Here is a 26,699-nt window from a genome sequence, read left to right as displayed (position 1 = left end):
TAGTCTTGGCCTCGTGGACAACGCGATCCTCGACGCGATCGAAGGCTTCATCGCCACCCCCTGGGTGTATGTGGCTCTCTTCGCCGTCGCGAAACTCGACGGCTTCTTCCCCGTGGTGCCCAGTGAGACCCTGGTGGTCACCCTGGGGGTCTTCGCGGCGGCGGACGGAAATCCGAATCTGGCCCTCATCATCATCGTCGCGGCTCTCGGCGCCTTCACCGGGGACCATATTTCCTACTTCATAGGCCGGAAATCGGGCGATCGCATCTACGCGCGGCTGAAACCCGAGGGGCGCACCCGGAAGGCATACGACCGGGTGGGTGACATGCTGGAGAAGCGCGGCGGGCTCATGCTGATCATCGCCCGCTACATCCCGGGCGGCCGGACGGCCGCCACGCTGACCACGGGCGCCACCAAGTACCCGTTGCGGTCATTCTCCGCCTACGACGCGATCGCCGCGTCGAGTTGGGCGATCTACTCCGCGATGATCGGCTTCATCGGCGGGGCGGCATTCGAGAAGAACCCGCTGCGCGGCGTCGCCCTCGGGCTCGGCCTGGCCCTGGCGCTCGCCGGCCTCCACGAGGGAGTGCGCTTCATCCGCGAGCGCCGGGCGGCGGCCAAGGTCGACTAGGACCAGCGGTACCGGGGGTACGGATCGCTGGTCGGCACGACCTCGCGGCCCAGCGGCATCAGCGAGACCGGCACCATCTTGAAGTGCGCGATGCCGAACGGGATGCCGATGATCGTCACGCAGAAGGCGATCCCGGCCACGATGTGGCCGATAGTGATCCAGATCCCGGCGACAATGAGCCAGATCACATTGCCCACCCCGGACGCCACGCCCGCGTCCCGGCGCTCGGTGACCGTGTAGCCGAAGGGCCACAGCGCGTAGCCCGCGATGCGGAAGCAGGCGATACCGAACGGGATCGGGATCCGGCGAGCAGGATCGTCCCAGCGCCGTGATCAGGTTCCGCTTCGCGTTGGCGTAGGCGCTGACCTGAGGACACGCCCGACGCGGGCGCCTGTGGTCCCGATCGCGCCACGCCCGGCACCAGACCCCCTGAGGCTCTGGCTCCCTCCGGAGGGAGCCAGAGCCTCACGCATGCGTGTGCGAGCCCCACAGCGGCTCTCAGCGCTGCGTGGAAGGGGACTCCGACAGTCACCGAGACGCCATCGTTACGGCGCCGCTCAGCGCTCACGCCTCCAATTCGGGACGCGCTGTTGCGACCAACTCGCGGAGGTGGTTCCGGAAATCCTGGGTGAGTGCTTCACGCGGATACCGCTTCACAAGTTCATCGCTAAGTTCTCCGGCTACCAGGAGAAGCGAGGGCAGTGACTTCCTCGGCGTTTGGAGCGCCCTTTCACCTATGGCTACTGCCTCTTCAAGCTCACCCGCACGCGCCGCCGCTACTCCCAGCGTGAGGCGCGCCTCAGCCACCCGCATCGGAGACGCTTCGGTGCCGTCAGGCGCAGTACTGAGTCTGATCACCTCGTTGGCGTGAGTTGAAGCCCGGTCGTCGTCTCCCAGCATGCGGTAAGCGTCCATTTCGTAGAAATCCCACTTTTCAGGATCGATTACGAAATGGTGCTCTCGGTGTTCGGGTCTCGGCAAACGTTCCAACCGGGCTCGCCCCGCGTCCAGGGCGTCGCGGACTTGGCGAGCATTTCCGACCCGCGCATATGATTTTGCCGATTGTGCATAAAGCTGCACGCCGACGCTGTGTGTAGAATCCGCTCGGTGTCCGGACTCCACGGAGTCGAGCGCCTCGGAGTATTGACCTTGCGTCAGAGAGAACCATGCTCCGAGTTCAAACGACCAGGCCACGATCTCACTATGCCCGGACTCCTGCCCAATTCGGAATGCCGTCGCCCGGCTGAGGTCAGCGGCTTCCCGCTGTCCCATGTCATATTCGAGGCAGCCGCCGAGAAGGAAAAGCCACCCTGCCGACACCAAAAGCTCTCGGTGCTGTTTTAGCGTGGTACGCCCATTCAGCAAGTCCGTGACGTAGCGAATTCCCGTTCGCGTCTCCTCGTGAAGCTTCTCGGCAGGCATGTACGGGTACGATCGGCACAACCTGTCAATCACGAGCGTAATGGTGTCCATGTCACCAGGACTAATGTCGGTAGCATTTAGTCGGCGGGCCAACTCCATTACCTCCCAGGGGCCGTGCTCTGCGGCAAGAGTGAAACTTCTATCAGCTTGCCGCGCACTGGGAAGGCTGGCAATGGGCCGATCGACCCCAACCTTATCCCGTTCGGCTCTATCGCTTTCCCAGGGGCGGGGGCCCAACGCCAGTAGGTAACCGGGAATCCGCAAACCATCGGCGATCTCAACGACTTTCTTGTATGAGGGCTGGTACGGAGGATCGGGCGGCGTGCGATGGGCATACTTGCTTACCCGATTTGAATCAACACCGATCGCATCCCCAATTCTCTTGAAACTGATGCCACCATACTTATTGGCTAGACGGAATAGCTCGCCGAAATCGTAGTGCGCAAGTGCACTACGTACGTCAGCTCGTTCCAGCACGGTGGGCGGCAGAGCCGCCGGGGGTTTGTTGATCATTCTGCGTCCCCGCATTGATCGCGATCTCTTCAAGGAGTACCACAAGACCCACGTTCGGAAGTCTACCCACGTTGGGGGCCCCACGATGAGGCCCCCAACGTGGGGGATCCCGTGGAGAGATCCGCGCGTCACTGTCGTGGTATGCAGCGTGAATCGGAGAGGCAGAAGGCGGGTGCTCGGCCCGAGCCTGGGGCGGTCGTGCGGGATGTCCGTGGCGATGTCGGCCGTGTCATGGACTATCAGGGCGGGCGAGTGTGGCTGCGCCCGCTGACCGGTGGCCGTGAGTGGGACGCAACTCCTGGTGACGTGCGGGTGATCAGTAACAGCGGCGCCGCCGTTGCGCGCGGAGGTGCGGAGTGATCCGCCGGACGATCATCAAGGCCGCTGAGTGGCAATTGTTCCAAGCAAACTCCGCTCTCACCGAGATCGGCGACGAGGACGCGCCACGAACAATCTTCCGTGTCGCGTGTGTGGATTGCGGTGCGGAGTCCGAGGCGGCGAACAACGAGTCACTGCCGGTGGAAATGTGGACGCTGAAACACACAGGCGCGAATCCGGATCATCGCCGGTACCGGTCCACGATGGAATGTTTCTGGATCGTCCTTCCCGCCCCCGGTAACCCCTACTACGACTTGGAGAAGAGAGGGGGTGATCATCCACTATGACCAGAGGTGCGGGCGGCGGTATTCCGGCGTCTGTCCGCGCGGGGCATCGGCCCCTTCCGCCACCCATTCCCCTGCAATTGGCAGCCGTACCCACGGCCTTGGGCATCGCGCGCCTTCAGACCCAAAGCGTGCTCGTGTCATGGGGTGTGGGTCCATCAAAGATCAATGACGCGCGACTCGTCACGTCCGAGTTGATCGCCGACGCGGTGCGCGAATCCTACGCAAGCGAACAGCCGCCCACCTACGCCGAATTAGCTGCCATAGCAACACTGACGCTGACATTACGGCCGGTCAGTTTAGGGGTGGCGATAGAGGTATTCGACAGAAACCCCAACCGCCGGCGTCCGGCCAGTCCGGAAAACACGCCCAAAAGCAAATATGGCCGACTGCTTCTAAATGGACTATCAACTGACTGGGGCGCGGTCCACGTGGTCGAGAAAAAACGGTACGTCGGACAAATGGTGTGGGCCTTGGTGAACTGCCGCGCCATGTGGAACCAGTAGCCGAGAAACAACCGGAAACTTCCCGGGAAAGAGTCCCGGGGAAAGGAGGAGATAGCTCCGGACTCCATAACTCAAAAACCGCGCCGCCCCTGGGGCTGGAAACCGTTAGGGCGGCGCGGCTGGGAGACGCAACGGTCACCCGGTACTCAGTGTACCGGGGCCGTTGTGCTGTGCGTAACGGCTTTTCAGAAAGGTTGTGATCTCTGAGGTTTGGGGAGGTGAGCAGCACTGTTAAGCGGAGTTAGGGAGTGCCGTACGGGACGTCGGTGCGCCTGTGGCGCGATGGCGACGGATGCGGGTGACGTGTGTACCAAGTGCACGCGGCGTGCGCGCTGGTCGCGGCGGAAGTCCGGTCGCGGTTTCCGGCCGGGCCGGTAGCCGTAACTCGGCCCGTATCCAGATATCTGTAGGTGTAGGGAGGTGAGAACTTTTTGACAGTGAATCTGTCGGTCGTCGGCATACTCAGCGTGCTGGTATTCGTGCTGTGCCGGTATGCGGGGCTGCGGATTTCCCATGCCGCCGTGTGTGTGGTGCTGGGTTTCTACCTGGCGTCATCCAGCATGGCGGGCCCGATTTCGGAGGCGATGAGTGGCCTCTTCGACGTGATCCAGGGCCAAGGGTGACCCGGTGAGGTCGTGACATGACGGTATCCAAGGGCGTCCCGCGCGCAAGGTGCGCGCGGGACGCGGATACCGGAAAAGTAAGTAGATCCCGATCAAAGGAGGTCGTCACACATTTGACAATCAACGATGAATTCGCTCGGCTTCTGCCGCGCGTGGAAATAGACCTGGAGGCCATCAACAACGCATGGGGTGCGCTGGAACGGGTGAACCACTGCGGCCGGTGCCAGGCCGACGGGCTGGCTCTGCTCCTGCATTTCTCCGCGCGTACCGTCGATTCCGCGCGGTACGCCATCGAAAACCGTCGTATGGCCGATCAGTTGGCCGAAGCGCGGGAGTCGGCCGCGAATCTGCGGGCGGCGATCCGTGCGGCTCTTTCCGCCGCTGCCGACGGGGAGCATGACCCGTTGTGGTTCCTGCGGGACGAGTACACCGCACAGCGGAACTCAGCGCCTCACCGGGAAAGGCGGTGACGTATTTGAGGCATCCGAACCCAAGGCAATTCCGCCGACAGCGGCGCGCGTGGCGACGCGACCGCGACACGGTCGGTTTCATGCTCGTGAACAGCGAACCGGTATTCGTGGCTATGCTGGGAATACTGAGCCGGTTCGTGTGGCGCCACCGGTCGGCACTCGCCCCGGTATCCCTCGCGGGAATCGCGTTTCTCGCATCCGCTGTCGCGCACGTCCGCTACCCGCATGCGTGGGTTTCCCTGATCGTGGCCACGGTCGTCATAGGCGTGGCTCTGGGTATTCCGCACACGGTTCTGAAGAGGAGCCCTGCCGGTGTGCGCGTCGCAACGGTATTGGCGCGGACGTGGTCGGCCTGCGGAATGGACCGGCCGACGGAGCGGGCGTACGGCGCCGTTGTGGTGGTCGTAGTCGGCGGGTGGTCGGCGCTGGCTATCTCCATGGGCCCGTATACCCGGCCGCTTCCAGCCGTGTGGCTGGCGGGAATCGCGGTGTGCGGTATTCCGTGGTGGCTGCATCGTCGGCGGCGCGCCCGTGTCCGTGTGGAGCGGATCACGGCCGACTGGCCGACTCTGGCGGAAAGCATGGGCCTTCCCGGATCCCGGATCGCCTCGGCAGTCGCCGATGCGTGGGGATTCTCGGCACGGCTCAGGCTGAGGAAAGGGAGCACCGTAACGGATGCGGTCGGCCGGATACCGTCGATCGAATCGGCACTCGGTATGCGTGCCGGATCGGTGCGGATCCTTCCCGACGCCAGGAGGGCCGACCGGTGCGTTATGCGAGTAGTCGAAAGAGACCCGCACGCAGAACCCCTCGCATGGCCCGCCCCGGCTGCGGCGAGCATCAACAGGCCAATCATTCTGGGCCTTTTCGAGGATGCCCGCGAAGTGGCCGTCTCCTTCCTGCGCCGCCATGTCCTCGTAGGCGGTGTGGTCGGCTCGGGAAAGTCGGGCATCGTGAATGTCATCCTCGGCGCACTCGCGGCCTGCCGCGATGCGGTGGTCTGGGGAATCGACCTCAAGGAAGGAATGGAACTCTCCCCATGGAAACCATGCCTCGGACGGCTCGCCACGACCGGGAAACAAGCAACGGAACTCCTGCGGAACGGAGTCGCGGAACTGGAACGCCGCGCCCGCATCCTCACCACGCAGGGGCGCCGTGTCTGGGAACCGGCCCCCGGCCATCCGGCACTCGTCATCGTGATCGACGAATACGCCGAACTACCGGAAGAGGCACGCGAATACGCCGATTCGATCGCACGGCGGGGGCGGGCGGTGGCCGTGACCCTGATTGTCGCGACACAGCGGCCGACACAGAAAACGATGGGAGGCGCCACACGGACACAGATGGATATCCGCATATGCCTGCGGGTGCGGGAACGCCGTGACGCTGACCTGATCCTGGGGCAGGGATTCTCCAAACAGGGCTGGAACGCCGACGCGCTCACCCTTCCCGGGAGTTTCCTGATATCCGGCCCCGAACACCCGAACGCCGACCGGGCACGCGCCTGGGAAGTCACCGATGACGCTGTCATCCGGCATGTCACCGACCACGGTGCCAGGCGCCCGCGACTGCCCGCACCCGCCGTCGCCCCGTCCGAGGCACTGAGCACGCCTCAGAGGCCCGGGGAGGGCGCGGCCGGTACCAGCGCCACACGGGCGCCCGTGGCTCCGGAAGCGGCCTTGTGGGCGGCGCTGCGCCGCGCCGGTGCGGGCGGGGCTTCGGTGGACGGGCTCATGTCAGCGTCGGGCATGGGGCGGAGCTGGGTCTACTACCGGCTGCGGGAGCATGCCGACGCAGGCCGCGCGGTGCAGCTCGCTCGCGGCCGTTGGCGCGCCGCCGACGACCAGGGGCGCGAGAGCGGCCCGGGTCCGGCCGGGCCGACCCGGACACGCCGCGCCCGGCGAGCGCGCCGCCGACTGCGGCCCCCGAACCGCGACACACAGTAACCGCCGAACGTCCAGACGGCTCGCACGCGCCTGCGCGCGTAGGGCCCGTGCTCATCCATGGACGTGGACGTGGACGAGCACAACGAGTAACCGTGACAGGTCCCGCCCCGGGGTGATCGCCCCGGGGCGGGACCGGGAAGGACCGAAATCCACAGAGGGAGGAATGCCTATGGCCGAACATCACGAATTCTCTGCCGCAGATCCGGCTAACACTCGCGAAGAACAAGAACCAGTCATGGAAGCCAGAAAGGAAACCGAGGACATGAGCCCGAAGCAGGATATTGCCCGCCCGGAAGCGACCGTTCGTGTCATCTGGCGGACTGATATCAGCTTCACTCGCGCGGAGCGGGAGTGGTTGCTACGCCTGCTATTCCGTCACAGGACTAGTGACGAAAGTGAGTTATCGGCTCCTGACAGGGCGTCCGGCGATGGCGTATGCTCTACGGAACACAACGTGCCCCGGCGGCGGCGGCAACCGCCCCGGGGCTGGCCGACTGCTTGGGAGCCGACATGGCCTATAAAACCACACCCGCCCCTGCCCCCGTCCAGGCGGTGGCCAAGATGACGCCAGTCCGTGTCCTGCGGGCGGTGGACTACCTTCGCGTTTCGACGGAGGAGCAGAAAAAGGGCTACGGCGTCGCAAGCCAGGGGAAGAAGACTCGCGGCTACATCGCGAAGAAATCCTGGAAGCACGTGGATACTTACACCGACGACGGCGTAAGCGGCAGCCTTGAGGCCGAGGATCGGGACGACCTTAAGCGGTTGATGGAGAACGCTCGCGCTCACGCATTCGATGTGGTCGTGGTGAAAGAAGGCCGGGCCATCGGACGCACGGGGCGCGCTTTCTGGCGCTGGGTCTGGGCCTTGGAAGATCTCGGAATTTTCGTCGCCATTGCGGATGGCGATATCGACAACACCACTCCGGACGGTCGCTCTGAGATGCGTAGTCAGGCTGACTACGCTGAAAGGGAGTGGGAGAAGATCCGGAGTCGCACACAGGGAGGGCTACAGGAGAAAGCACTCGATGACGGATCGCCACACATTGGGGGTCCGCCTCCCTTCGGTTACCGGGTGGAACACAAAGGGGAGAGGGGTTCCTACCTGGTCATTGACGAGTCGGAGTCGGCCGTCATTCTCCAGGTTTATGGATGGATGGTGGGCAGCGAACGACTGACCCTCCGCCAATGTGCTGCCAGACTCAACGCAGAAGGAAAACTCTCCCGTCGGGGCAAATTGTGGTCATACGCCAATGTCCGCGATCGGATTATGTCCCGCGCGGTGCTCGAAGGGGCAATCGTCTTCCGAGGGGACAATGCTAAGAGGGACAACGACGGAAATCTCCTATTCGGCGAGTCCGTCACCATCAAGTTGCCTCGGATTCTGACCGAAGAACAGGCGGCAGCGATGCAGCGAGTTGTCAGAAAGAACAAGAAGTCGACTGTCCAGGAAGGTAGCGACGGATGCTTTCCGCTTTCGGGGCGAGTTATCTCGTTGTGCGAATCTCCGCTAACGGGGCACACCCGAGGGGGTAAGCAGCGCTTCTACCGTTGCACAGGGAAGTTGGCTCAAATTCCTGGCGAAGAGACGTGCAACTGCGCTCCTTCGTACGTGAGTGCTGAAGCCATTGAAGTTCCGGTATGGCAAGAGCTAGTGAAGGTTCTCGGTAATCCTGCACAGCTTGAAGAACTCGCCTCCGAGTGGCTTGGTATGACAGTGGGGAATTCCACCGCATCGATCGAAAGGGTAGCTGAGCTTGATCGGCAGATCGACGCTCAGCGAAAGGCAATTTCCGCTGTGATGGCTATGGCGGCAAAGGAAGCGATCGCAAGGGGCGAGGATGCGCCGGAGGATTACATTCATGAGGCGACAAAGACGCTGACTGATGAACTGGCCCAGTTGCAGGGCATGCGCAAAGAGGCCGCTGACTGGCTTGCCGAGCAAGAGGATGCAGACAGGAGGGCAAAAGACCTCAAGGCGCTTGCGAGAATGGCGCATGACCACTTGGGAAGCATGACTCTTCAGGAGCAATCCGAGTTCGCGGAGCTGATTGACCTGAAGGTCTATCTCGAAGGTCCCGCCGGAATGGGAAAAGGCGGTGCCCCCTGCTCCATCCGGGGTTGGTACACGTCGATGCAGCGTGACATTCCTGCCGAAGGGCTGACAGACGACCAATGGGAATTGATTGCGCCCCTGCTGTCCGGCGGACGCCCCGCCATCCTTCGCCGGACAATTGATGCTCTGCTGTACAAGGCCCGGACGGGTGAGCCCTGGCACGCCGTAAGGGCGGCATGCGGGGCAACTCAGACCACCGCGAATTACCACTTCAAGCGGTGGTCCGCAGACGGTACGTGGGCCCGGATTGACTCTCTTCTGACCGATGTTCCCCGCGTCCCTGTACCCGTCGGCGTGGCTTCTCCTCCTATGCGTATCGAGGGGAAAATCGATCCCCGGTTGATGCTGCTACCGGGTGAGCGATCCGGAAGGGGATGGTGACGATCAGGACGAAGCAGATCAGCCCGGCCACGGCATAGCCCAGGGCTATCCACAGGCCCGAGAAGATCAGCCATAGGAGATTCAGAAGTGTCTTCACGCCCTCAGCATGGCGTCAGAACCGGCCGCCCGCCATGCGCTCCAGCCGGGCGACACGCTCGGCCATCGGCGGGTGCGTGGAGAACATCCGGGCCAGGCCCTCGCCTCTGCGGAACGGGTTGGCGATCATCATGTGACTCGCCGTCTCCAGCTGCGGCTCGGGCCGCAGTGGGCGCGCCTGGGTGCCGGCCTCCAGCTTGCGCAGGGCGCTGGCCAGCGCCATGGGGTCGCCGGTGAGCTGGGCGCCGGACGCGTCCGCCTCGAACTCCCGGGAGCGACTGACGGCGAGCTGGATGAGCGAGGCGGCGATCGGGCCGAGGATCAGGATCAGCAGCATCCCGAGGATGCCGGGCCCGTCCTCGTCGTCGCGGCCGAAGGGGATGAGCCACGCGAAGTTGACCAGGAACATCACCACGGAGGCCATGGCACCGGCCACCGACGAGATGAGGATGTCCCGGTTGTACACGTGGCTGAGCTCGTGCCCGATGACGCCGCGCAGCTCCCGCTCGTCGAGCAGGCGCAGGATGCCCTCGGTGCAGCAGACGGCCGCGTTGCGGGGATTGCGGCCGGTGGCGAAGGCGTTGGGGGCCTCGGTCGGGGAGATGTAGAGCCGGGGCATCGGCTGCCGGGCCTGCCCGGCCAGCTCGCGGACCGTGCGGTAGAGCTCCGGCGCCTGGAACTCGCTGACCGGCCGGGCGCGCATGGAACGGAGGGCGAGCTTGTCGCTGTTCCAGTAGGCGTAGCCGTTGGTGGCGAGGGCGATCAGCAAGGCGATGACCAGCCCGGCCCGGCCGAAGAAGCTGCCGATGACCAGGATCAGCGCGGACATGCCGCCGAGCAGGGCGGCTGTCCTCAGTCCGTTGTGCCGGCGGTGCACGGTGTGCCCTCCAGTAGCGCGGTGTGGGGGTGCCCGGAAGGATCCGGATGTCGGAGTTTCTCCACTAACAGTGGACACTCCCGATGTGCACAACGCCATACGGGGGAATTCCGTTCCCCCGCACACCCCGCGCGGCCCCCACACCACGGCCTTGGAACGCCCTGAAACGCCCTAGAAAAGCGTTCCCGAGGCGAACGTGAGAATGATCTGCGGGGCTCCCGACAGCACCACTCCGGTGAGCGCGGCGAGGCCGATCGCGCCGGTCAGGGGCACGGCGGGCCACCGGGCGGCTGCGGGCTCGGAAACCGCGGCCCCGTCCGCGGCGGGCTCGGAAACCGCGGCCCCGTCCGCGGCGGGCCGCTGGAACAGGTACGCCGTCCAGCGCAGGTAGTAGTACAGGGCGATGACCACGTTGACCGCCATCACCACCGCCAGCACGCCGAGGTCGGCGTCGACGGCCGTCTCGAAGACCGCCACCTTCGCGAAGAGCCCGATGACGCCCGGCGGCAGCCCGGCCAGGCAGAGCAGGAAGAAGGCCAGGGCGAGGGCGGCGGCCGGCTGCCGGGCGTACAACCCCCGGTAGTCCGCGAGCCGGTGCGCGGACCGCTGCCGCGCGACGTGCGCGGCCACGGCGAACGCGCCGAGGTTCACCACGCCGTACATCAGGGCGTACGCCACGGCGGTGCCGATGGTGTCCGTCGCGTACGCCGCCGCGGCGACCGGGACCAGCAGATAGCCCGCCTGCCCGATCGAGGACCAGGCCAGCAGCCGGACCGCGCTGTGCGGGGCCTCCGGATCGGTGCGCAGCGCGGCGACGTTGCCCGCCGTCATGGTGAGCCCGGCCAGCACGCCTGTCACCGGCCCCCACAGGTCCCCGTAGCCGGGGAAGGCGCCGGTGGTGACGAGGATCAGCCCGGCGATGCCCGCCGTCTTGCCGACCACCGACAGGTAGCCGGCCACCGGCAGCGGGGCGCCGACGTAGGTCTCGGGCACCCAGAAGTGGAACGGCACCGCCGCCGTCTTGAAGGCGAAGGCGACCAGGGTCAGCGCCACCCCGGCCTCGGCGAGCGTGGCGAGCCGGGGATCGGCGTCCGGCAGGCCCGCCGCGATCCCGTCGAGGTAGAGACTGCCGGAGCCCGCGTAGACGAAGCTGACGCCGAGCAGCCCGACGGCCGTGGCGGTGACGGAGGACAGGAAGAACTTCAGCGCCGCCTCGGGCCCGGCGCCGCCGCCGCGCCGCAGCCCCACCAGCGCGTACGCCGGGAGGGTGGTGACCTCCAGGGCGATGATCAGCGTCGCCAGGTCGCGGGCGGCGGGCAGCAGCGCGGCGCCGGCCGCCGAGGACAGCAGCAGGAACCAGAACTCCCCGCCCGGCATCTCGCCGTCCTCGGTCTCCGGGATGGACAGCAGCGCGGCCAGGAAGGCGCCGCCGAGCACCAGGAGCTGGACGGTCACGGCGAACCGGTCCGCCACATAGCTGCACAGCTCCGGATCGTCCGGCAGGCAGAACGTGGTCCGGTCTCCGTCCCGCAGCGGCAGCAGGGCGAACGCGGCCAGCGCCAGCGCCGCCGCCGCGCCCCAGCCGAGCAGGGCCTTGCGGGCGGCGGGCAGGAACAGGTCGGCGACGAGCACCGCCACCGCGGCGACGGCGGCGATCACCGGCGGCGCGATGACCGCCCACTCGACGGTCTGGACGAGGTTCATCTGACGACTCCCGGCAGGAGGCTCTGCACGGCCGGATCGGTGAGGTCGAGCAGCACGGCGGGCCACAGCCCGGCGAGCACGGTGAGCGCGGCCAGCGGCGCGAAGGCGGCGTACTCGTAGCCGCGCAGGTCGGGCAGCGCGCCGCCGTCGGCCGGGCGGTCGCCCATGCAGACGCGACGGACGACGAGCAGCAGATACGCGGCCGTCAGCAGGGTGCCGAACGCGGCGACCGCCAGATAGGTGAGGAACGCCGGCCGGCTGAGCCCGTCGGCCGGGTCGAACGCGCCGAGCATCGCCAGCAGCTCGCCCCAGAACCCGGCCAGCCCCGGCAGCCCGAGGGAGGCCACGGCGGCGAACGCGAGCAGCCCGCCGAACCGCGGCGATCGCCCGTAGAGCGCGGCGCCGCCCGCTCCCGCCAACCGGTCCAGGTCGGTGGAGCCGGTCCGCTCCTTCAGGGCGCCGACCAGGAAGAACAGCAGCCCGGTGATCAGCCCGTGGGCGATGTTCGCGAACAGCGCGCCGTTCACCCCGGTGGGGGTGAGCGTGGCCACGCCCAGCAGCACGAAGCCCATGTGGCCGACCGAGGAGTACGCGATCAGCCGCTTGAGGTCCCCGCCCGCGCCCTCCCGCACCAGGGCGAGGCAGGCCAGCGAGCCGTAGACGATGCCCGCCACGGCGAACGCGCCGAGGTACGGGGCGAACGTCTCCATGCCCTCGGGGGCCACCGGCAGCGCGATGCGGACCAGCCCGTAGGTGCCCATCTTCAGCAGCACCCCGGCCAGCAGCACGGACCCGGTGGTGGGCGCGGCGGTGTGCGCGTCCGGCAGCCAGCTGTGCAGCGGCCACATCGGTGTCTTGACGGCGAACCCGATGCCGAGCGCCAGGACGGCGAGCACCTGCGTGGTGTGCGTGAGCCCCTCGCCGTGCGCCCCGGCGAGGGCGACCATGTCGAACGTCCCGGCCTGGACGCCGATCAGCAGCAGGCCGAGCAGCATCACCACCGAGCCGAGCACGGTGTACAGCACGAACTTCCAGGCCGCCGCCGCCCGTCCGGCGCCGCCCCAGCGGGCGATGAGGAAGTACATCGGGACGAGCACCGTCTCGAAGGCGAGGAAGAACAGCACCAGGTCGAGCACGGCGAACGTGGCCAGCGTCCCGGCCTCCAGCAGCAGCAGGAGCGCGACGAACGCGGCGGGCCGCGGGCCGTCCGGCGGCCGGAAGTAGCTGTGCAGGGCGCACAGGAACGTGAGCAGCGCGGTCAGCAGCAGCAGCGGCAGCGAGACACCGTCCACGCCGAGGTGCAGCCGGACGCCGAGCGCGGGGATCCAGCTCACGTCGCTCTCGGCCTGTATCGCGCCGGGGTCGTCGTGGTCGAACGCGGCGGTCAGCACCAGCGTGGCCACGAGCACGAGCCCGGAGACGGTCACGCCGTGCCGCAGCACGTCACGGTCGGGGCCGTGCCGGCCGCGCAGGCCGGGCGGCGCGGGCAGCAGCGCGGCCACCGCGCCCAGCAGCGGCAGGACGACGACGGCGACCAGCAGCAGTCGCGTCGCGGTGTCGTTCAGGCTGATCATGGGCGGTCACTTCCCCGTGACGACGAGGACGGCGGCGACGGTCAGGATGAGGGCCCCCGCGGCCAGGGCGCTGAGATAGGTCTGGATGTTGCCGGTCTGGGCGCGGCGGGTGAGGGTGCCGAGCAGGCCGGTGCCGTTGGCGGCGCCGCGCACGTACGTGTCGACGACGGCCGCGTCGAGGAAGCGCACCAGCCGGGCGGCGGCCCGGACCGGCCGGACGAACGCCGCCGCGTAGACGGCGTCCAGGTGGAAACCGGCGGCGGCGTGCCGGTGCAGCCGGCCGAGCAGCACCGGCCCCGGGTCGACCGGCCGGTCGCCCTCGTACGCCCGCCGCCAGCCCGCCCAGGCGATCAGCGCGCCGAACAGCGCGGCCCCGGTGGCCAGCGCCGAGGTGGCCGGGGACGGGGCGAGCGAGCCGCCGTCGAACCAGTCGGGCAGCTCCCGGTAGGCCAGGCCGAGCGCCAGGGCGGGCAGCGCGAGCAGCCACAGCACGGCGGTCATCGCCGGGCTCGCGCCCTCCCCGACCGGCACCGGCTCCTCCCGGACGCCGGCCGGATCGTGGAAGGCGACCAGCCACAGCCGCGCCGCGTAGGCGGCGGTGACCAGCGCCGTCGCCAGGCCCGCTACCAGCACGATCCAGCCCGCGGCGGCCGGGACGCCGTGCGCGGAGTCCAGCGCGGCGTGCTCGGCCGCGCCCAGCACGGCCTCCTTGGAGAAGAACCCGGAGAACGGCGGCACGGCGGCCAGCGCGAGCAGTCCGATCGTCATCGCCCAGAAGGCGTCCGGCGCCCGCCGCCGCAGGGCGCGCAGCCGCGACATGGCGGTCAGCGAGCCGGTGCCCGCGGTGTGGATGAGCACCCCGGCGGTGAGGAACAGCAGCGCCTTGAACGCGCCGTGGGTGAGCAGGTGGAAGACGGCGGCCTCGCGGTCCGCGACGGCGAGCGCGCCGGTCATGTAGCCGAGCTGGCCGATGGTGGAGTAAGCCAGTATCCGTTTGACGTCGTCCTGGGCGAGCGCGGCGAGGGCCGAGCCCAGCATGGTCAGCGCGGAGACGACGGCGAGGACAGTGAGGGCGGCGGCCGAGGCGGTGAAGACCGGCAGCAGCCGGGCGACGAAGTAGACGCCCGCGGCGACCATGGTGGCGGCGTGGATGAGCGCGGAGACGGGCGTCGGGCCGGCCATCGCGTCCGGCAGCCAGGTGTGCAGCGGCACCTGTGCCGACTTGCCGGCCACCCCGGCGAGCAGCAGCAGCGCCACCAGCGTGGGGTGGTCGAGCGCGAAGGACGAGGACGGCGAGGAGAGCCGGTCCGCGATGGCGCTGATCCGGAACGTGCCCGCGTCGCCGGCCAGGATCAGGATGCCGATCAGGAACGGCACGTCACCGAGCTTGGTGACCAGGAACGCCTTCAGCGAGGCGGCGCGGGCCGCCGAGGTCTCCCAGTAGTGGCCGACCAGGAAGTAGGAGGCGATGCCCATGACCTCCCAGCCGGTCAGCAGCACGATCAGATCGTCGGTGTAGACGACCAGCAGCATCGCGGCGGTGAAAAGGGAGACAAGGGCGGCGTACGACGGGTAGCGGGCGTCGCCGCGCATGTAGCCGGTGGAGTAGAGCTGGACGCAGCCGGCGACGACGGTGACCAGCACGGCCACCAGAACGGCGTACCCGTCGAGGTGCAGGGCCAGCTCGATGGGCAGCGCGTCGTTCCCGGTGCGGGTGAGGCGGGTGGCGGCGTCGATCGGCTCGTCGCCGCCCTGACGCAGCGCCACGAAGACCGCGAGGGCGGCGGAAAGCAGCGTGGGCAGCACGGCGAGCGGGCGCGCGAACTCCGGGGCGCGCCGACCGGTGAGCAGGATCAGCGCCGCGGCGGCGAAGGGCAGCAGCGGGACGAGGACGGCGGCGGTCGTGGTGTTCACGTGACGGGCTTCTTCTCCCGGAGCTCGGTGAGCCGGTCGACGGCCGTGGTGCCGCGTCGTCGGTGGACGAGCAGGACGATGGCGAGGCCGATACCGATCTCCGCGGCGGCGAGGGCGATGAGGAAGAGCGTGAAGACCTGGCCGGCGTGGGTGGCGTCGCGCAGCCAGACGTCGAACGCGACGAGGTTGAGACCGACGGCGGCGAGCATCAGCTCCACCGACATCAGCACCAGGATGGCGTTCCGCCGGGCCAGGACGCCGTACAGGCCGACGCCGAACAGCAGCGCGGAGAGCACGGCCGGGTAGACGAGGTGCATCAGCCCTCACCGTCCTTGCGGGACAGGACGATGGCGCCGACCAGCGCGGCGAGCAGCAGGACCGACAGCGCCTCGAAGGGCAGCACCCAGACGCGGAACAGGCTCTCGCCGACCGGTCCGGTCTCGCCGTGCGGGGTGTCGAGGTCGATCCAGGCGGTGCGGAAGGCGTCGACGACCAGGGTGACGAGGGTGGCGGCGGCGGCCAGGGCGACGACGAGGGCGACGGGGCGGTTGCCGGAGTCGGCCTCGGCGGACGGGCCGATGGGCGCCTTGGTGAGCATCAGCCCGAACAGCAGCAGGACGACGACCGACCCGAGGTAGATCAGGACCTGCACCCAGGCCACGAACTCGGCGGTGAGCAGCAGGTACTGGACGGCGAGCCCGCCGAGGGCGACGACCAGCCAGAGCGCGGCGTGCACGAGTTGCTTGGTCGTGACGCACAGCACGGCGGCGCCGAGGACGACGAGGCCGGTCAGGATGAAGACGATCTCCTGTCCGGACGGCGAGAGATATCCGTTGCCGCCGGTCACGTTCCCTCCCCCGCGCGCGTCTCCCGTTCCGCCGCCTTGCGGGCGGCGGCGATCTCCTTCGGCTCCTCGGCCGCCGGGTCCAGCGGCGGCGGCTCGGGCACGGTCCACATCCACTCGCGCAGCCGGTCGCGCTCGTGGGTCAGCTCGTGGATGTCGGTCTCGGAGTACTCGAACTCCGGGGACCAGAACAGCGCGTCGAACGGGCACACCTCGACGCAGATCCCGCAGTACATGCACAGCGAGAAGTCGATGGCGAACCGGTCGAGGACGTTGCGGCTGCGCTCCCGCCCGCCGGGAGCGGTGGCGGGGAGGGTCTCCTTGTGGGAGTCGATGTAGATGCACCAGTCGGGGCACTCGCGGGCGCAGAGCATGCAGACCGTGCAGTTCTCCTCGAACAGCGCGATCACGCCCCGGCTGCGCGGCGGCAGCTCGGGCTGGACCTCCGGATACTGCCGCGTGACGGCGCGGCGCGTCATCGTGCGCAGCGTGACGGCCAGCCCCTTGACGAGACCGGATCCGAAGCTCATGCGATCACCACCCTGACGACTCCGGTGAGGGCCACCTGCGCGAGGGCGAGCGGCACGAGCACGGTCCAGGCGAACTTCTGGATCTGGTCGGCGCGCAGCCGCGGCCAGGCCACGCGGGCCCAGATGACGAGGAAGGCGAGGCCGCCGGTCTTCAGCAGCATCCACAGCCAGCCGAGCTGGTCGGCGGCCGGGCCGTGCCAGCCGCCGAGGAAGAGGACGGCGGTCAGGGCGCAGATGACGACGATGCCGGCGTACTCGGCGAGGAGGAAGAGGGCGAAGCGGAGGCCGGAGTACTCGGTGTAGGCGCCGAAGACGATCTCCTCGTTGGCGATCGGCGCGTCGAACGGCGGCCGTTGCAGCTCGGCGAGGCCGGCGGTGAAGAAGACGAAGGCGCCGGCGAGCTGCCAGGGCACCCACCACCACTCGAACTCGGCCAGGATGCCGGGGAGGCTGAGCGTTCCGGCGGCCATGGCGACGGAGGCGGCGGTGAGGAGGAGCGGCAGCTCGTAGGCCATGAGCTGGGCGGCGGTCCGCATGCCGCCGAGCAGCGAGTACTTGTTGGCGGAGGCCCAGCCGCCCATGAGCGCCCCGAGGACGCCGACGCCGAGAACGGCGAGCACGAAGAGGATTCCGGCGTCGAGGATCTGGCCGACCATCCCGTCGGGGCCGAAGGGGATGGCGATGAGGACGATCAGGTACGGGATGAGCGCGACGGCGGGCGCGAGCTGGAAGACCCGGCGGTCGGCCCCGGCGGGGACGATGTCCTCCTTCTGCGCGAACTTCACACCGTCGGCGACGAGTTGGGCCCAGCCGTGGAACCCGCCGGCGTGCATCGGGCCGACGCGGCCCTGCATGTGGGCCATGACCTTGTGCTCGCTCTGCCCGACGAGGAGGGGCAGCACGAGGAAGGCGAGCAGCACGGCGAGAAGCCGCGCGCCGACATCGAGAAGATCCATCAACGACCGCCTCCGTCGGTATCGCTGTCGGTATCGCTGTCGGTATCGCGGTCGCTGTCGTCGGAGGGAACCTGATTCCACGGCACATCGGTCCGCCGCCGCGCCGCCTCACCAGCCGACGCGGAGCCGGCCTCCCGACTCGCCGAATCCTCGTCGGTGGAGCGGTCCGGGCGGGACGCGGGGCGGCCCTCCCCGGCAGACGCCGTCGTGCCCGCCTCCGGCGCGTCATCGCGCCGGCTCGCCGAACCCTCGCCCGCCGAGCGGTCCCGACGGGACGTGGGGCGGCCCGCCGCGGCAGACGTCTCGCCGCCCGCCTCCGGCGCGTCGTCGCGCTGGCTCGCCGAGCCCTCGCCCGCCATGCGACTCCGACGGGACGCGGCCCGGCCCTCCCCGGCAGACGCCGTCGTGCCCGCCTCCGGCGCGTCGTCGCGCCGGCGCATCGAACCCTCGCCCGCCGAGCGGTCCGGGCGGGACGCGGGGCGGCCCTCCCCGGCAGACGCCGTCGTGCCCGCCTCCGGCGCGTCGTCGCGCTGGCTCGCCGAACCCTCGCCCGCCGTGCGACTCCGGCGAGACGCGGCCCGGCCCTCCGGCGGGGAGGCGCCCGTGCGGCGGGGGGGTCTGGCCGCCGGGAGGTCGGGGAGCTGGCCCTTCAGGGGGCCCCATTCGTTGGGGTCGGGGACGCCGGGGGGCAGCATCTGGCGGCGCTTGGGGCCGCCGTGGGCCGATTCGCCCGGCTCCTTCGCGCCGGGCCACGCCTTCGCCACCCTCGCCGCGAGGACGAAGTCCTTCCGCAGCGGGTGGCCCTCGAAGTTCTCCGGGAGCAGCAGCGGAATCAGCTCCGGGTGGCCCGGGAAGTCGATGCCGAACATCTCGTGCGTCTCCCGCTCGTGCCACGACGCCCCCGCGTACACGCCGGTCACGGTCGGCAGCGCCGGGTTCTCGTGCGGCACGGTCGTCCGCAGCAGCAGGCGGCGCGGTGGGGTGCCGAGGGCGGCGACGTGGGCGCAGACCCGGAAGCCGGTGCCCGGTTCGTCCACGGCGCTCAGCCAGTCGAAGAACGCGCAGCCCAGTTCGTCCCGCGCCGTCCGCAGCGCCTGGGGCCAGGCGGCCGGTGGCACGTCGACGGTCAGCACCTCGTACGCCTCCGACGCCTCCGCGCCCTCCCCGAAGATCTCGGCGGCGGGACGCGGCAGCCAGCCGACCGTCACCGCCCGCTCCCCTCGGGAGTGGCCGGGGTGACGAGACCGCTGGTCAGGGCCGCCGGGGAGGCCGTGTACCGCTCGGGGACCGACTCCGCCGCGATCTTCTCCTGGAGGGTGAGGATGCCCTGCATGAGCGCCTCGGGCCGGGGCGGGCAGCCGGGCACGTAGACGTCGACCGGGATGATCTGGTCGACGCCCTTGGTCACGGCGTACGAGTCCCAGTACGGGCCGCCGCAGTTGGCACAGGCGCCGAACGAGATCACGTACTTCGGTTCCGGCATCTGCTCGTAGAGCCGCTTGACCGCCGGCGCCATCTTGTCGGTGACCGTTCCGGCGACGACCATCAGGTCGGCCTGGCGCGGTCCGGGCGCGAACGGGATCACGCCGAGCCGGATGAAGTCGTGCCGCGCCATCGACGCGGCGATGAACTCGATCGCGCAGCAGGCGAGTCCGAAGTTGAACACCCAGAGGCTGTAGCGACGGCCCCAGTTCAGGACCACCTTCATCGGCTCGGGCGCCAGCCGCGCCAGCGGACCGAGGGTGGGCTTGACCGGCGTCAGGTCCACGTCAGGACTCCCTTCTTCCAGGCGTACAGCAGTCCGACGCCGAGGAAGCCCAGGAAGATGAACATCTCCACCAGCGTCGTCCCGCCGAAGCCGTCCGCCGCGAAGACCGTCGCCCAGGGGAAGAGGAAGACGGAGTCGACGGCGAAGATCACGTACAGGAAGGCGTAGACGTAGAACCGCACCTGCGTGTGGGCCCAGCCCTCCCCGACCGGGTCGACGCCGGACTCGTACGTCAGCAGCTTCTCCGGCGTGGGGACCACGGGCCGCAGCAGCCGGTTCGCGCCGAACGCGACGGCGACGAACAGCACGCCGACGACCGCGACCAGACCGACGACCGAGTAGCCGTGGAAGTAGTCGGGCACGGTTCGGCCTCCGACAGCGAGCGGGAACGGGAAGTGAGGACTGACTGCACGGGAGTCTAGGGGTGGTGACCCGCTTGTGACCACGGCGGTCTCCCGAGGGGTGGGGATAGCCCCACCGCGGTTGACCGACGTACCCCATGGCGGCCGTTCCCGCCGCCCGGCACTCTTGGGGCCATGACCAGCACCATCACCGCCCCCGGGACCGGCGCGAGCGCCGAGGCCCCCGCGCCGCTGCCACCGCCGCGCGCCCCCCTGGGCGCGCAGACGTGGCGGGAGTGCGGGTACTTGCTGTCGAGCTGGCCGCTCGATCTGATCGCGTTCTGCTACGTGCTGGCGTGGATCTACGCCGGGGTGCTGCTCTCGGTGACGGTGATCGGCCTGCCGGTGCTGGCCCTCGGCCTGCTCGGCTGCCGCCGCTTCGGCGCCTGGGAGCGAGCCCGGGCCAGGGCGCTGCTGAAGCTCCGCATCGACGAGCCGAGCCCGCTGAGCGGCGCGCGGCGCGGCGCCGGCTTCTTCGGCTGGGTGTGGGCGGGACTGAAGGATCCGGTCGGGTGGCGCACCGCGCTGTTCTTCGTGGTGCGGCTGCCATGGACGACGCTGACCTGCTGGGTGACATGCGCCGCGCTGTTCGTCGCCTGGCCCGCGCTGCCGTGGCTGGCGCGCTGGATGACCAACGTGGACCGGGCGCTGGTGCGCGGCCTGCTGTCGCCCTCCGACGAGTTGGAGCGGCGCATCGCGGAGCTGGAGTCGGACCGTGTGACGGTGACCGACACGGCCAGCGCGGATCTGCGGCGGATCGAGCGGGATCTGCATGACGGGGCGCAGGCGCGGCTGGTGGCGCTGGCGATGGGGCTGGGGATGGCGAAGGAGAAGCTCACCGAGGATCCGGCGGCGGCGGCCCGGATGGTGGACGAGGCGCACGGCGAGGTGAAGCTCGCGTTGCGGGAGCTGCGGGATCTGGCCCGGGGCATCCATCCGGCGATCCTGACCGACCGGGGCCTGGGCCCGGCGCTGTCCGCCGTCGCCTCCCGCTGCACCGTGCCGGTCCGGGTCACGGTCGAGACGGCCGCCCGGCCGGCCCCGGCCATCGAGGGCATCGCGTACTTCACCGCCTCCGAGCTGCTGCAGAACGTCAGCAAGCACTCCGGCGCCGCGCACGCCTCCGTCGACGTCTGGCGGACGGAGACCCGGTTGATGCTCCAGGTCATGGACGACGGCCGGGGCGGCGCCGACGCCACCGCCGGCTCCGGCCTCGCCGGACTCGCCGAACGACTCGCCGCCGTCGACGGCCTGCTCGCCGTCCACTCACCACCCGGCGGCCCGACCACCGTCACCGCCGAACTGCCCTGGCGCGAGCGCACGTCACCGGCGGCCGACGCCTCGGAACCGGAACCGGAAGGAGCCCCCCGATGACCGTGCTGCGTCTGCCCTTCACGGCCCGCACCTGGCGCGAGGGCCTGTACGGGCTGCTGAACCTCCCGATGGCGCTGATCGGGTTCGTCGTCGCGGTGGTCGGCCTGTCGGTCAGCGGCGGGCTGCTGGTGACGTTCGTCGGACTGCCGCTGATGGCCGCCGTGCTGCTGGTGCTGCGCCTGTTCGGGCGGCTGGAGCGGTTGAGGGCCCGGCTGCTGCTGCGCCTGGACGTGGCCGAGCCGGAGCCGTCGCGACCGCGCGAGGGCCGCCGGGGGCCGCTGGCCTGGACGGGCGCGATGCTGCGCAGCAACGTGTCGTGGCGGTCGGCGGCGTACGCCCTGCTGCACCTGCCGTGGGGCGTGTTCACGTTCGCCGTGGTGATCGCGCTGTGGGCGGCGGGCTGGTCGTTGCTGACGTACCCGCTGTGGTTCTGGACGATCCCCACCTACACCGACGAGCCCGGGGTCGGGGTCAACACGGACGGCCAGGGCGGTGGCTGGAGCTGGGACGGACCGCTGGAGGTGGTCATGGCCGCCGTGCTCGGACTGCTGGTGCTGATCGCCGCCGCTCCCCTGATCCGGGGCATGGCGGCGGTGGACCGGCTGCTGGTGTCGAGCCTGCTCGGCCCGTCGGCGGCGGCGACGCGGATGTGGCAGCTGGAGTCGGACCGGTCGGTGGTGGTGGACGCCTCGGCCGCGGATCTGCGGCGGATCGAGCGGGATCTGCATGACGGGGCGCAGGCGCGGCTGGTGGCGCTGGCGATGGGGCTGGGGATGGCGAAGGAGAAGCTCACGGAGGATCCGGCGGCGGCGGCCCGGATGGTGGACGAGGCGCACGGCGAGGTGAAGCTCGCGTTGCGGGAGCTGCGGGATCTGGCCCGGGGCATCCATCCGGCGATCCTGACCGACCGGGGCCTGGGCCCGGCGCTGTCCGCCGTCGCCTCCCGCTGCACCGTGCCGGTGACGGTGGAGGTGGAGCTGGGGTCGCGCCCGGCGGAGGCGATCGAGGGCATCGCGTATTTCACGGCCTCCGAGCTGCTGCAGAACGTCAGCAAGCACTCCGGCGCGCGGCGGGCGGGGATCGACCTGTGGCGGGCCGGGGACCGGCTGATGCTCCAGGTCACGGACGACGGCCGGGGCGGCGCCGACGCCACCGCCGGCTCCGGCCTCGCCGGACTCGCCGAACGACTCGCCGCCGTCGACGGCCTGCTCGCCGTCCACTCACCACCCGGCGGCCCGACCACCGTCACCGCCGAACTGCCCTGGCGCGAGCGCACGGCCCCCTGATCCGGCGCGAGGTGAGATCCTGCGCGGGAGCTTGCCATCGTGAACGGAACATAGGGGGAACCGGACGTGCGAGTAGTCATCGCCGAGGACTCGGTGCTGCTGCGGGAAGGGCTGACCCGATTGCTGGGCGACCGGGGGCACGACGTCGTCGCGGGGGTCGGGGACGGGGAAGCGCTGATCAGCGCGGTGCGAGAGCTGGCGGACGGGGGTGAGCCGCCCGACGTCGTGGTGGCGGACGTGCGGATGCCGCCGACGCACACGGACGAGGGCGTGCGGGCGGCCGTGCGGCTGCGGCAGCGGTATCCGGAGCTGGGGGTGCTGGTGCTCTCGCAGTATGTGGAGGAGCAGTACGCCACGGAGCTGATCGCCGGGTCCAGCCGGGGAGTGGGCTATCTCCTGAAAGACCGGGTCGCCGACGTCAGCGAGTTCGTGGAGGCGGTGACCCGGGTCGCGTCGGGCGGCACGGCGCTGGACCCGGAGGTCGTCGCACAGCTGCTCGGACGCAGTCGCAAGCAGGACGTGCTCGCCGGGCTCACCCCCCGGGAAAGGGAAGTCCTAGGACTTATGGCGGAGGGCCGAACGAACTCGGCCGTCGCTCAACAACTCGTTGTGAGTCACGGAGCGGTCGAAAAGCACGTTAGCAACATCTTCATGAAACTCGGCTTGGCGCAGAGTGACACAGATCACCGGCGGGTCTTGGCGGTTCTGACCTATCTCAATTCCTAGCCTCCTGACAGGCTGGAACAGGGATCTCCGCGGGAGCAAGGGCGGGGTGCGGGGGGCTGGTTGAGGGTGCGGGAACGCCATGGGACCGGGGTACGTCCCATCATGTGATCACCTTTAGGTAGGTAACCCTTACCCACGTACCATGGCCGGGATGAGCCGCCTCGAAGGAGGACTGAGCAGTGACCACTGAGGTCGACCAGGGAAGCCGGGACAGCGGAAGCGCCAAGGACATCAGGCGCCTGGACCGGGTGATCATCCGGTTCGCCGGGGACTCCGGGGACGGAATGCAGCTCACGGGCGACCGTTTCACCTCGGAGACGGCTTCCCTCGGGAATGACCTGTCCACACTGCCGAACTTCCCGGCGGAAATCCGTGCCCCCGCCGGCACGCTGCCGGGTGTCTCCTCCTTCCAGCTCCACTTCGCCGACCACGACATCCTCACTCCGGGCGACGCCCCGAATGTCCTGGTGGCGATGAATCCGGCGGCGTTGAAGGCGAATCTTCCCGATTTGCCGCGCGGCGCCGAGTTGATCGTGAACACCGACGAGTTCGGTGCCCGCGCCCTCGCCAAAGTCGGTTACGAAAGCAATCCCCTGGAGGACGGCTCCCTCGACGGGTTCGCGCTGCACAAGGTGCCGCTGACCACGCTGACGGTCGAGGCGCTGAAGAACTTCGATCTCACGCGCAAGGACGCGGGCCGCTCGAAGAACATGTTCGCGCTCGGCCTGCTGTCGTGGATGTACCACCGGCCGACCGAGGGCACCGAGGCGTTCCTGCGGGCCAAGTTCGGCAAGCGCCCGGAGATCGCCGAGGCGAACATCACGGCGTTCCGCGCCGGGTGGAACTTCGGGGAGACCACCGAGGACTTCGCCGTCTCCTACGAGGTGGCCCCGGCCGCCTCCGCGTTCCCGGCCGGCACCTACCGGAACATCTCGGGGAACCTGGCGCTCGCCTACGGCCTGATCGCCGCCGCGCGGCGGGCCGATCTGCCGCTCTTCCTCGGCTCGTACCCGATCACGCCCGCCTCGGACATCCTGCACGAGCTGTCCCGGCACAAGAACTTCGGCGTCCGCACCTTCCAGGCCGAGGACGAGATCGCGGGCATCGGCGCGGCCCTGGGCGCGGCCTTCGGCGGCGCGCTCGGCGTGACCACCACCTCGGGCCCCGGCGTCGCGCTCAAGTCCGAGACGATCGGTCTGGCCGTCTCGCTGGAGCTGCCGCTGCTGATCGTGGACATCCAGCGCGGCGGCCCGTCCACCGGCCTGCCGACGAAGACCGAGCAGGCCGACCTGCTCCAGGCGATGTTCGGCCGCAACGGCGAGGCGCCGATGCCGATCGTGGCCCCGGCCACACCAGGCGACTGCTTCACCGCGGCCCTGGAGGCGGCCCGTATCGCGCTGACCTACCGCACCCCGGTCTTCCTGCTCTCCGACGGCTATCTGGCCAACGGCTCCGAGCCGTGGCGGGTGCCGGAGGCGGATCTACTGCCGGACCTGCGCGTCCAGTTCGCCGCCGGGCCGAACCACACGCTCGCCGACGGCACCGAGGTCTTCTGGCCGTACAAGCGGGACGAGGTGACGCTGGCCCGGCCGTGGGCCGTCCCCGGCACCCCCGGGCTGGAGCACCGCATCGGCGGTATCGAGAAGCAGGACGGCACGGGCAACATCAGCTACGACCCGGCCAACCACGAGTTCATGGTCCGCACCCGCCAGGCCAAGACGGACGGCGTCGACGTCCCCGATGTCGTCGTCGACGACCCGAGCGGCCGGGCGAAGGTGCTGGTGCTGGGCTGGGGCTCGACGTTCGGGCCGATCACCGCCGCCGTCCGCCGCATCCGCCGGGCCGGCGGGGAGATCGCCCAGACTCATCTGCGTCACCTCAACCCCTTCCCGGCCAACCTCGGGAAGGTGCTGCGGGCCTACGACCGGGTCGTCCTGCCCGAGATGAACCTCGGCCAGCTCGCCACCCTGTTGCGCGCCAGGTACCTGGTGGACGTCCGCTCCTTCACCCAGGTCAATGGCATGCCGTTCAAGGCCGAGCAGCTCGCATCCGCTTTCAAGGAGGCTGTCGACGATGTCCACTGAGACGCCCATCCCGGCCCGCACCGCGCTGGCGCTCGTCCCCACCGCCGACAGCCGTCAGACCGCGAAGGACTTCAAGTCGGACCAGGAGGTCCGCTGGTGCCCCGGCTGCGGCGACTACGCCGTGCTGGCCGCCGTCCAGGGCTTCCTGCCGGAGCTCGGCCTGGCCAAGGAGAACATCGTCTTCATCTCCGGCATCGGCTGCTCCTCCCGCTTCCCGTACTACATGAACACCTACGGGATGCACTCGATCCACGGCCGCGCCCCGGCGATCGCCACCGGCCTGGCCGCCGCCCGCCGGGACCTGTCGGTCTGGGTCGTCACCGGCGACGGCGACGCGCTGTCGATCGGCGGCAACCACCTCATCCACGCGCTGCGCCGCAACGTCAACCTGAAGATCCTGCTGTTCAACAACCGGATCTACGGGCTGACCAAGGGGCAGTACTCGCCGACCTCCGAGCCGGGCAAGATCACCAAGTCGACGCCGATGGGCTCGCTCGACACCCCGTTCAACCCGGTCTCGCTGGCGCTGGGCGCCGAGGCGTCCTTCGTCGCCCGCACCATCGACTCCGACCGCAAGCACCTGACGGGCGTGCTCCGCGCCGCCGCCGAGCACCACGGCTCGGCGCTGGTGGAGATCTACCAGAACTGCAACATCTTCAACGACGGCGCCTTCGAGGTCCTGAAGGACAAGGACCAGGCGCTGGAGGCCGTGGTCCGGCTGGAGCACGGTGAGCCGGTCCGCTTCGGCGCCCCGGCGGAGGACGGGCTCGGCGCCAAGGGCGTCGTGCGCGACCCGGCGACCGGGGAGCTGAAGGTGATCGACGTCGCCACCGAGGGCACCGACGGCATCCTGGTCCACGACGCCCACGCCGCGTCCCCGGTCACGGCGTTCGCGCTCTCCCGCCTGGCCGACCCGCACACCCTGCACCGCACCCCGATCGGTGTGCTGCGCAGCGTCGAACGCCCGGTCTACGAGGACCAGATGGCCGAGCAGCTGGAGGAGGCGGTCGAGCGGCAGGGCAAGGGCGACCTGGCCGCGCTCCTGACCGGGAACGACACCTGGACCGTCAAGGGCTGACGGCTCCGACAAGGACTGATGGCCCGTCAAGCCTGCCCGCGCCATCGCCTGCCCGCGCCATCGCCTGCCCGCACCATCGCCCGTCAGCACCACCGCCTGCCCGCACCACCGCCTGCCCGCACCATCGCCCGTCAGCACCAAAGGGCTGAAACGGGAATGACAACCCGCCCGCCCGGCGCTACCTTCGTGGAGGCGTCGGGCGATGGGGTCCCCCGGGCGAG

General features: G+C 69.3%; 25 protein-coding genes and 1 pseudogene. 12 read left to right on the top strand and 14 right to left on the bottom strand.

The window, feature by feature from the left end; translation table 11 throughout:
- Positions 1-13: 13 nt before the first annotated feature.
- Positions 14-631: a DedA family protein gene (locus OIE51_RS16955; RefSeq protein ID WP_326598555.1), complete on the top strand. Its 618-nt coding sequence runs from the start codon at positions 14-16 to the stop codon at positions 629-631.
- Here OIE51_RS16955 and OIE51_RS16950 read toward each other — a convergent pair.
- Together OIE51_RS16950 and OIE51_RS16945 are read right to left on the bottom strand one after the other, a co-directional pair.
- Positions 628-933, bottom strand: a pseudogene (locus OIE51_RS16950) (YccF domain-containing protein); the annotation flags it as partial. The gene OIE51_RS16955 and the pseudogene OIE51_RS16950 overlap by 4 nt on opposite strands.
- 262 nt (positions 934-1,195) lie before the next feature.
- Positions 1,196-2,566, bottom strand: coding sequence for a tetratricopeptide repeat protein (locus tag OIE51_RS16945; protein ID WP_326598554.1), 1,371 nt, complete (start codon positions 2,564-2,566; stop codon positions 1,196-1,198).
- Positions 2,567-2,922: 356 nt separating this feature from the next.
- On the opposite strand from OIE51_RS16945, the gene OIE51_RS16940 reads away from it, so the two are divergent.
- From OIE51_RS16940 to OIE51_RS16915, 6 genes are all read left to right on the top strand, one after another.
- Positions 2,923-3,231 carry a DUF7848 domain-containing protein gene (locus OIE51_RS16940; protein ID WP_326598553.1) on the top strand — a complete coding sequence of 103 codons (309 nt, stop codon included), beginning with the start codon at positions 2,923-2,925 and terminating at the stop codon, positions 3,229-3,231.
- A 98-nt stretch (positions 3,232-3,329) separates the two neighbouring features.
- Complete coding sequence (locus OIE51_RS16935) at positions 3,330-3,734, top strand: ATP-binding protein (RefSeq protein ID WP_326598552.1); 405 nt, start codon at positions 3,330-3,332, stop codon at positions 3,732-3,734.
- 437 nt (positions 3,735-4,171) lie between these two features.
- Positions 4,172-4,357 carry a hypothetical protein gene (locus tag OIE51_RS16930; RefSeq protein WP_442811943.1) on the top strand — a complete coding sequence of 62 codons (186 nt, stop codon included), beginning with the start codon at positions 4,172-4,174 and terminating at the stop codon, positions 4,355-4,357.
- A gap of 113 nt (positions 4,358-4,470) precedes the next feature.
- Entirely contained in the window at positions 4,471-4,827 is a 357-nt protein-coding gene (locus OIE51_RS16925; RefSeq protein ID WP_326598550.1) for a hypothetical protein, read from the top strand.
- An 80-nt stretch (positions 4,828-4,907) separates the two neighbouring features.
- On the top strand, positions 4,908-6,773 hold the full coding sequence (locus OIE51_RS16920) for an FtsK/SpoIIIE domain-containing protein (RefSeq protein WP_326598549.1): 1,866 nt from the start codon (positions 4,908-4,910) through the stop codon (positions 6,771-6,773).
- Between the two features lie 510 nt (positions 6,774-7,283).
- Positions 7,284-9,266, top strand: a complete 1,983-nt coding sequence (locus OIE51_RS16915) for a recombinase family protein (protein WP_326598548.1) — start codon at positions 7,284-7,286, stop codon at positions 9,264-9,266.
- Here OIE51_RS16915 and OIE51_RS16910 read toward each other — a convergent pair.
- From OIE51_RS16910 to OIE51_RS16855, 12 genes are all read right to left on the bottom strand, one after another.
- Positions 9,193-9,363, bottom strand: a complete 171-nt coding sequence (locus OIE51_RS16910) for a YccF domain-containing protein (protein WP_442811942.1) — start codon at positions 9,361-9,363, stop codon at positions 9,193-9,195. The genes OIE51_RS16915 and OIE51_RS16910 overlap by 74 nt on opposite strands.
- Before the next feature lie 15 nt (positions 9,364-9,378).
- Complete coding sequence (gene htpX, locus OIE51_RS16905; protein ID WP_326598547.1) at positions 9,379-10,239, bottom strand: zinc metalloprotease HtpX; 861 nt, start codon at positions 10,237-10,239, stop codon at positions 9,379-9,381.
- A gap of 171 nt (positions 10,240-10,410) precedes the next feature.
- On the bottom strand, positions 10,411-11,943 hold the full coding sequence (locus tag OIE51_RS16900; protein ID WP_326598546.1) for an NADH-quinone oxidoreductase subunit N: 1,533 nt from the start codon (positions 11,941-11,943) through the stop codon (positions 10,411-10,413).
- The gene (locus tag OIE51_RS16895; RefSeq protein ID WP_326598545.1) at positions 11,940-13,517 is read right to left on the bottom strand and encodes a complex I subunit 4 family protein; all 1,578 of its coding nucleotides are present in this window, start codon (positions 13,515-13,517) and stop codon (positions 11,940-11,942) included. Before OIE51_RS16895 ends, OIE51_RS16900 begins: the two co-directional genes overlap by 4 nt.
- A gap of 6 nt (positions 13,518-13,523) precedes the next feature.
- On the bottom strand, positions 13,524-15,431 hold the full coding sequence (locus tag OIE51_RS16890; RefSeq protein WP_326598544.1) for an NADH-quinone oxidoreductase subunit 5 family protein: 1,908 nt from the start codon (positions 15,429-15,431) through the stop codon (positions 13,524-13,526).
- Positions 15,428-15,748, bottom strand: a complete 321-nt coding sequence (nuoK, locus tag OIE51_RS16885; protein ID WP_326598543.1) for an NADH-quinone oxidoreductase subunit NuoK — start codon at positions 15,746-15,748, stop codon at positions 15,428-15,430. Before nuoK ends, OIE51_RS16890 begins: the two co-directional genes overlap by 4 nt.
- Positions 15,748-16,278: an NADH-quinone oxidoreductase subunit J family protein gene (locus OIE51_RS16880; protein ID WP_326598542.1), complete on the bottom strand. Its 531-nt coding sequence runs from the start codon at positions 16,276-16,278 to the stop codon at positions 15,748-15,750. Before OIE51_RS16880 ends, nuoK begins: the two co-directional genes overlap by 1 nt.
- Complete coding sequence (locus OIE51_RS16875; protein ID WP_326598541.1) at positions 16,275-16,805, bottom strand: NuoI/complex I 23 kDa subunit family protein; 531 nt, start codon at positions 16,803-16,805, stop codon at positions 16,275-16,277. The genes OIE51_RS16880 and OIE51_RS16875 overlap by 4 nt, the downstream gene beginning before the upstream one ends.
- On the bottom strand, positions 16,802-17,761 hold the full coding sequence (locus tag OIE51_RS16870) for a complex I subunit 1/NuoH family protein (protein ID WP_442811941.1): 960 nt from the start codon (positions 17,759-17,761) through the stop codon (positions 16,802-16,804). The genes OIE51_RS16875 and OIE51_RS16870 overlap by 4 nt, the downstream gene beginning before the upstream one ends.
- A complete protein-coding gene (locus tag OIE51_RS16865) occupies positions 17,761-18,969 on the bottom strand; it encodes an NADH-quinone oxidoreductase subunit C (RefSeq protein WP_326598539.1) in 1,209 nt (402 codons plus the stop codon). The genes OIE51_RS16870 and OIE51_RS16865 overlap by 1 nt, the downstream gene beginning before the upstream one ends.
- On the bottom strand, positions 18,966-19,469 hold the full coding sequence (locus OIE51_RS16860) for an NADH-quinone oxidoreductase subunit B (RefSeq protein ID WP_326600660.1): 504 nt from the start codon (positions 19,467-19,469) through the stop codon (positions 18,966-18,968). The genes OIE51_RS16865 and OIE51_RS16860 overlap by 4 nt, the downstream gene beginning before the upstream one ends.
- 50 nt (positions 19,470-19,519) lie before the next feature.
- The gene (locus OIE51_RS16855; protein ID WP_326598538.1) at positions 19,520-19,891 is read right to left on the bottom strand and encodes an NADH-quinone oxidoreductase subunit A; all 372 of its coding nucleotides are present in this window, start codon (positions 19,889-19,891) and stop codon (positions 19,520-19,522) included.
- Between the two features lie 174 nt (positions 19,892-20,065).
- Between OIE51_RS16855 and OIE51_RS16850 the strand changes: the two genes are divergently transcribed.
- The 5 genes from OIE51_RS16850 (at position 20,066) to OIE51_RS16830 (ending at position 26,478) form a co-directional block, all read left to right on the top strand.
- The gene (locus OIE51_RS16850; RefSeq protein WP_326598537.1) at positions 20,066-21,304 is read left to right on the top strand and encodes a sensor histidine kinase; all 1,239 of its coding nucleotides are present in this window, start codon (positions 20,066-20,068) and stop codon (positions 21,302-21,304) included.
- On the top strand, positions 21,301-22,590 hold the full coding sequence (locus tag OIE51_RS16845) for a sensor histidine kinase (protein ID WP_326598536.1): 1,290 nt from the start codon (positions 21,301-21,303) through the stop codon (positions 22,588-22,590). The genes OIE51_RS16850 and OIE51_RS16845 overlap by 4 nt, the downstream gene beginning before the upstream one ends.
- A gap of 66 nt (positions 22,591-22,656) precedes the next feature.
- Positions 22,657-23,316: a response regulator transcription factor gene (locus OIE51_RS16840; protein WP_326598535.1), complete on the top strand. Its 660-nt coding sequence runs from the start codon at positions 22,657-22,659 to the stop codon at positions 23,314-23,316.
- A 179-nt stretch (positions 23,317-23,495) separates the two neighbouring features.
- Positions 23,496-25,400 (top strand): 2-oxoacid:acceptor oxidoreductase subunit alpha, encoded by a 1,905-nt coding sequence (locus OIE51_RS16835; RefSeq protein WP_326598534.1) that lies wholly within the window; start codon positions 23,496-23,498, stop codon positions 25,398-25,400.
- Positions 25,390-26,478 (top strand): 2-oxoacid:ferredoxin oxidoreductase subunit beta, encoded by a 1,089-nt coding sequence (locus OIE51_RS16830; RefSeq protein ID WP_326598533.1) that lies wholly within the window; start codon positions 25,390-25,392, stop codon positions 26,476-26,478. Before OIE51_RS16835 ends, OIE51_RS16830 begins: the two co-directional genes overlap by 11 nt.
- The last annotated feature ends 221 nt before the right edge of the window (positions 26,479-26,699 follow it).

Source organism: Streptomyces sp. NBC_01803, from assembly GCF_035917415.1.
Lineage (GTDB): Bacteria > Actinomycetota > Actinomycetes > Streptomycetales > Streptomycetaceae > Streptomyces.
This window is presented reverse-complemented; position numbering and strand designations above follow the sequence as displayed.

Excerpts from the sequence above, each read along its gene's own strand:
- OIE51_RS16945 (WP_326598554.1), bottom strand. The coding sequence starts at position 2,566 with ATGATCAACAAACCCCCGGCGGCTCTGCCGCCCACCGTGCTGGAACGA.
- OIE51_RS16920 (WP_326598549.1), top strand. The coding sequence starts at position 4,908 with ATGCTCGTGAACAGCGAACCGGTATTCGTGGCTATGCTGGGAATACTG.
- OIE51_RS16915 (WP_326598548.1), top strand. The coding sequence starts at position 7,284 with ATGGCCTATAAAACCACACCCGCCCCTGCCCCCGTCCAGGCGGTGGCC.
- OIE51_RS16900 (WP_326598546.1), bottom strand. The coding sequence starts at position 11,943 with ATGAACCTCGTCCAGACCGTCGAGTGGGCGGTCATCGCGCCGCCGGTG.
- OIE51_RS16895 (WP_326598545.1), bottom strand. The coding sequence starts at position 13,517 with ATGATCAGCCTGAACGACACCGCGACGCGACTGCTGCTGGTCGCCGTC.
- nuoK (WP_326598543.1), bottom strand. The coding sequence starts at position 15,748 with ATGCACCTCGTCTACCCGGCCGTGCTCTCCGCGCTGCTGTTCGGCGTC.
- OIE51_RS16875 (WP_326598541.1), bottom strand. The coding sequence starts at position 16,805 with ATGAGCTTCGGATCCGGTCTCGTCAAGGGGCTGGCCGTCACGCTGCGC.
- OIE51_RS16870 (WP_442811941.1), bottom strand. The coding sequence starts at position 17,761 with ATGGATCTTCTCGATGTCGGCGCGCGGCTTCTCGCCGTGCTGCTCGCC.
- OIE51_RS16860 (WP_326600660.1), bottom strand. The coding sequence starts at position 19,469 with ATGAAGGTGGTCCTGAACTGGGGCCGTCGCTACAGCCTCTGGGTGTTC.
- OIE51_RS16850 (WP_326598537.1), top strand. The coding sequence starts at position 20,066 with ATGACCAGCACCATCACCGCCCCCGGGACCGGCGCGAGCGCCGAGGCC.
- OIE51_RS16845 (WP_326598536.1), top strand. The coding sequence starts at position 21,301 with ATGACCGTGCTGCGTCTGCCCTTCACGGCCCGCACCTGGCGCGAGGGC.
- OIE51_RS16830 (WP_326598533.1), top strand. The coding sequence starts at position 25,390 with ATGTCCACTGAGACGCCCATCCCGGCCCGCACCGCGCTGGCGCTCGTC.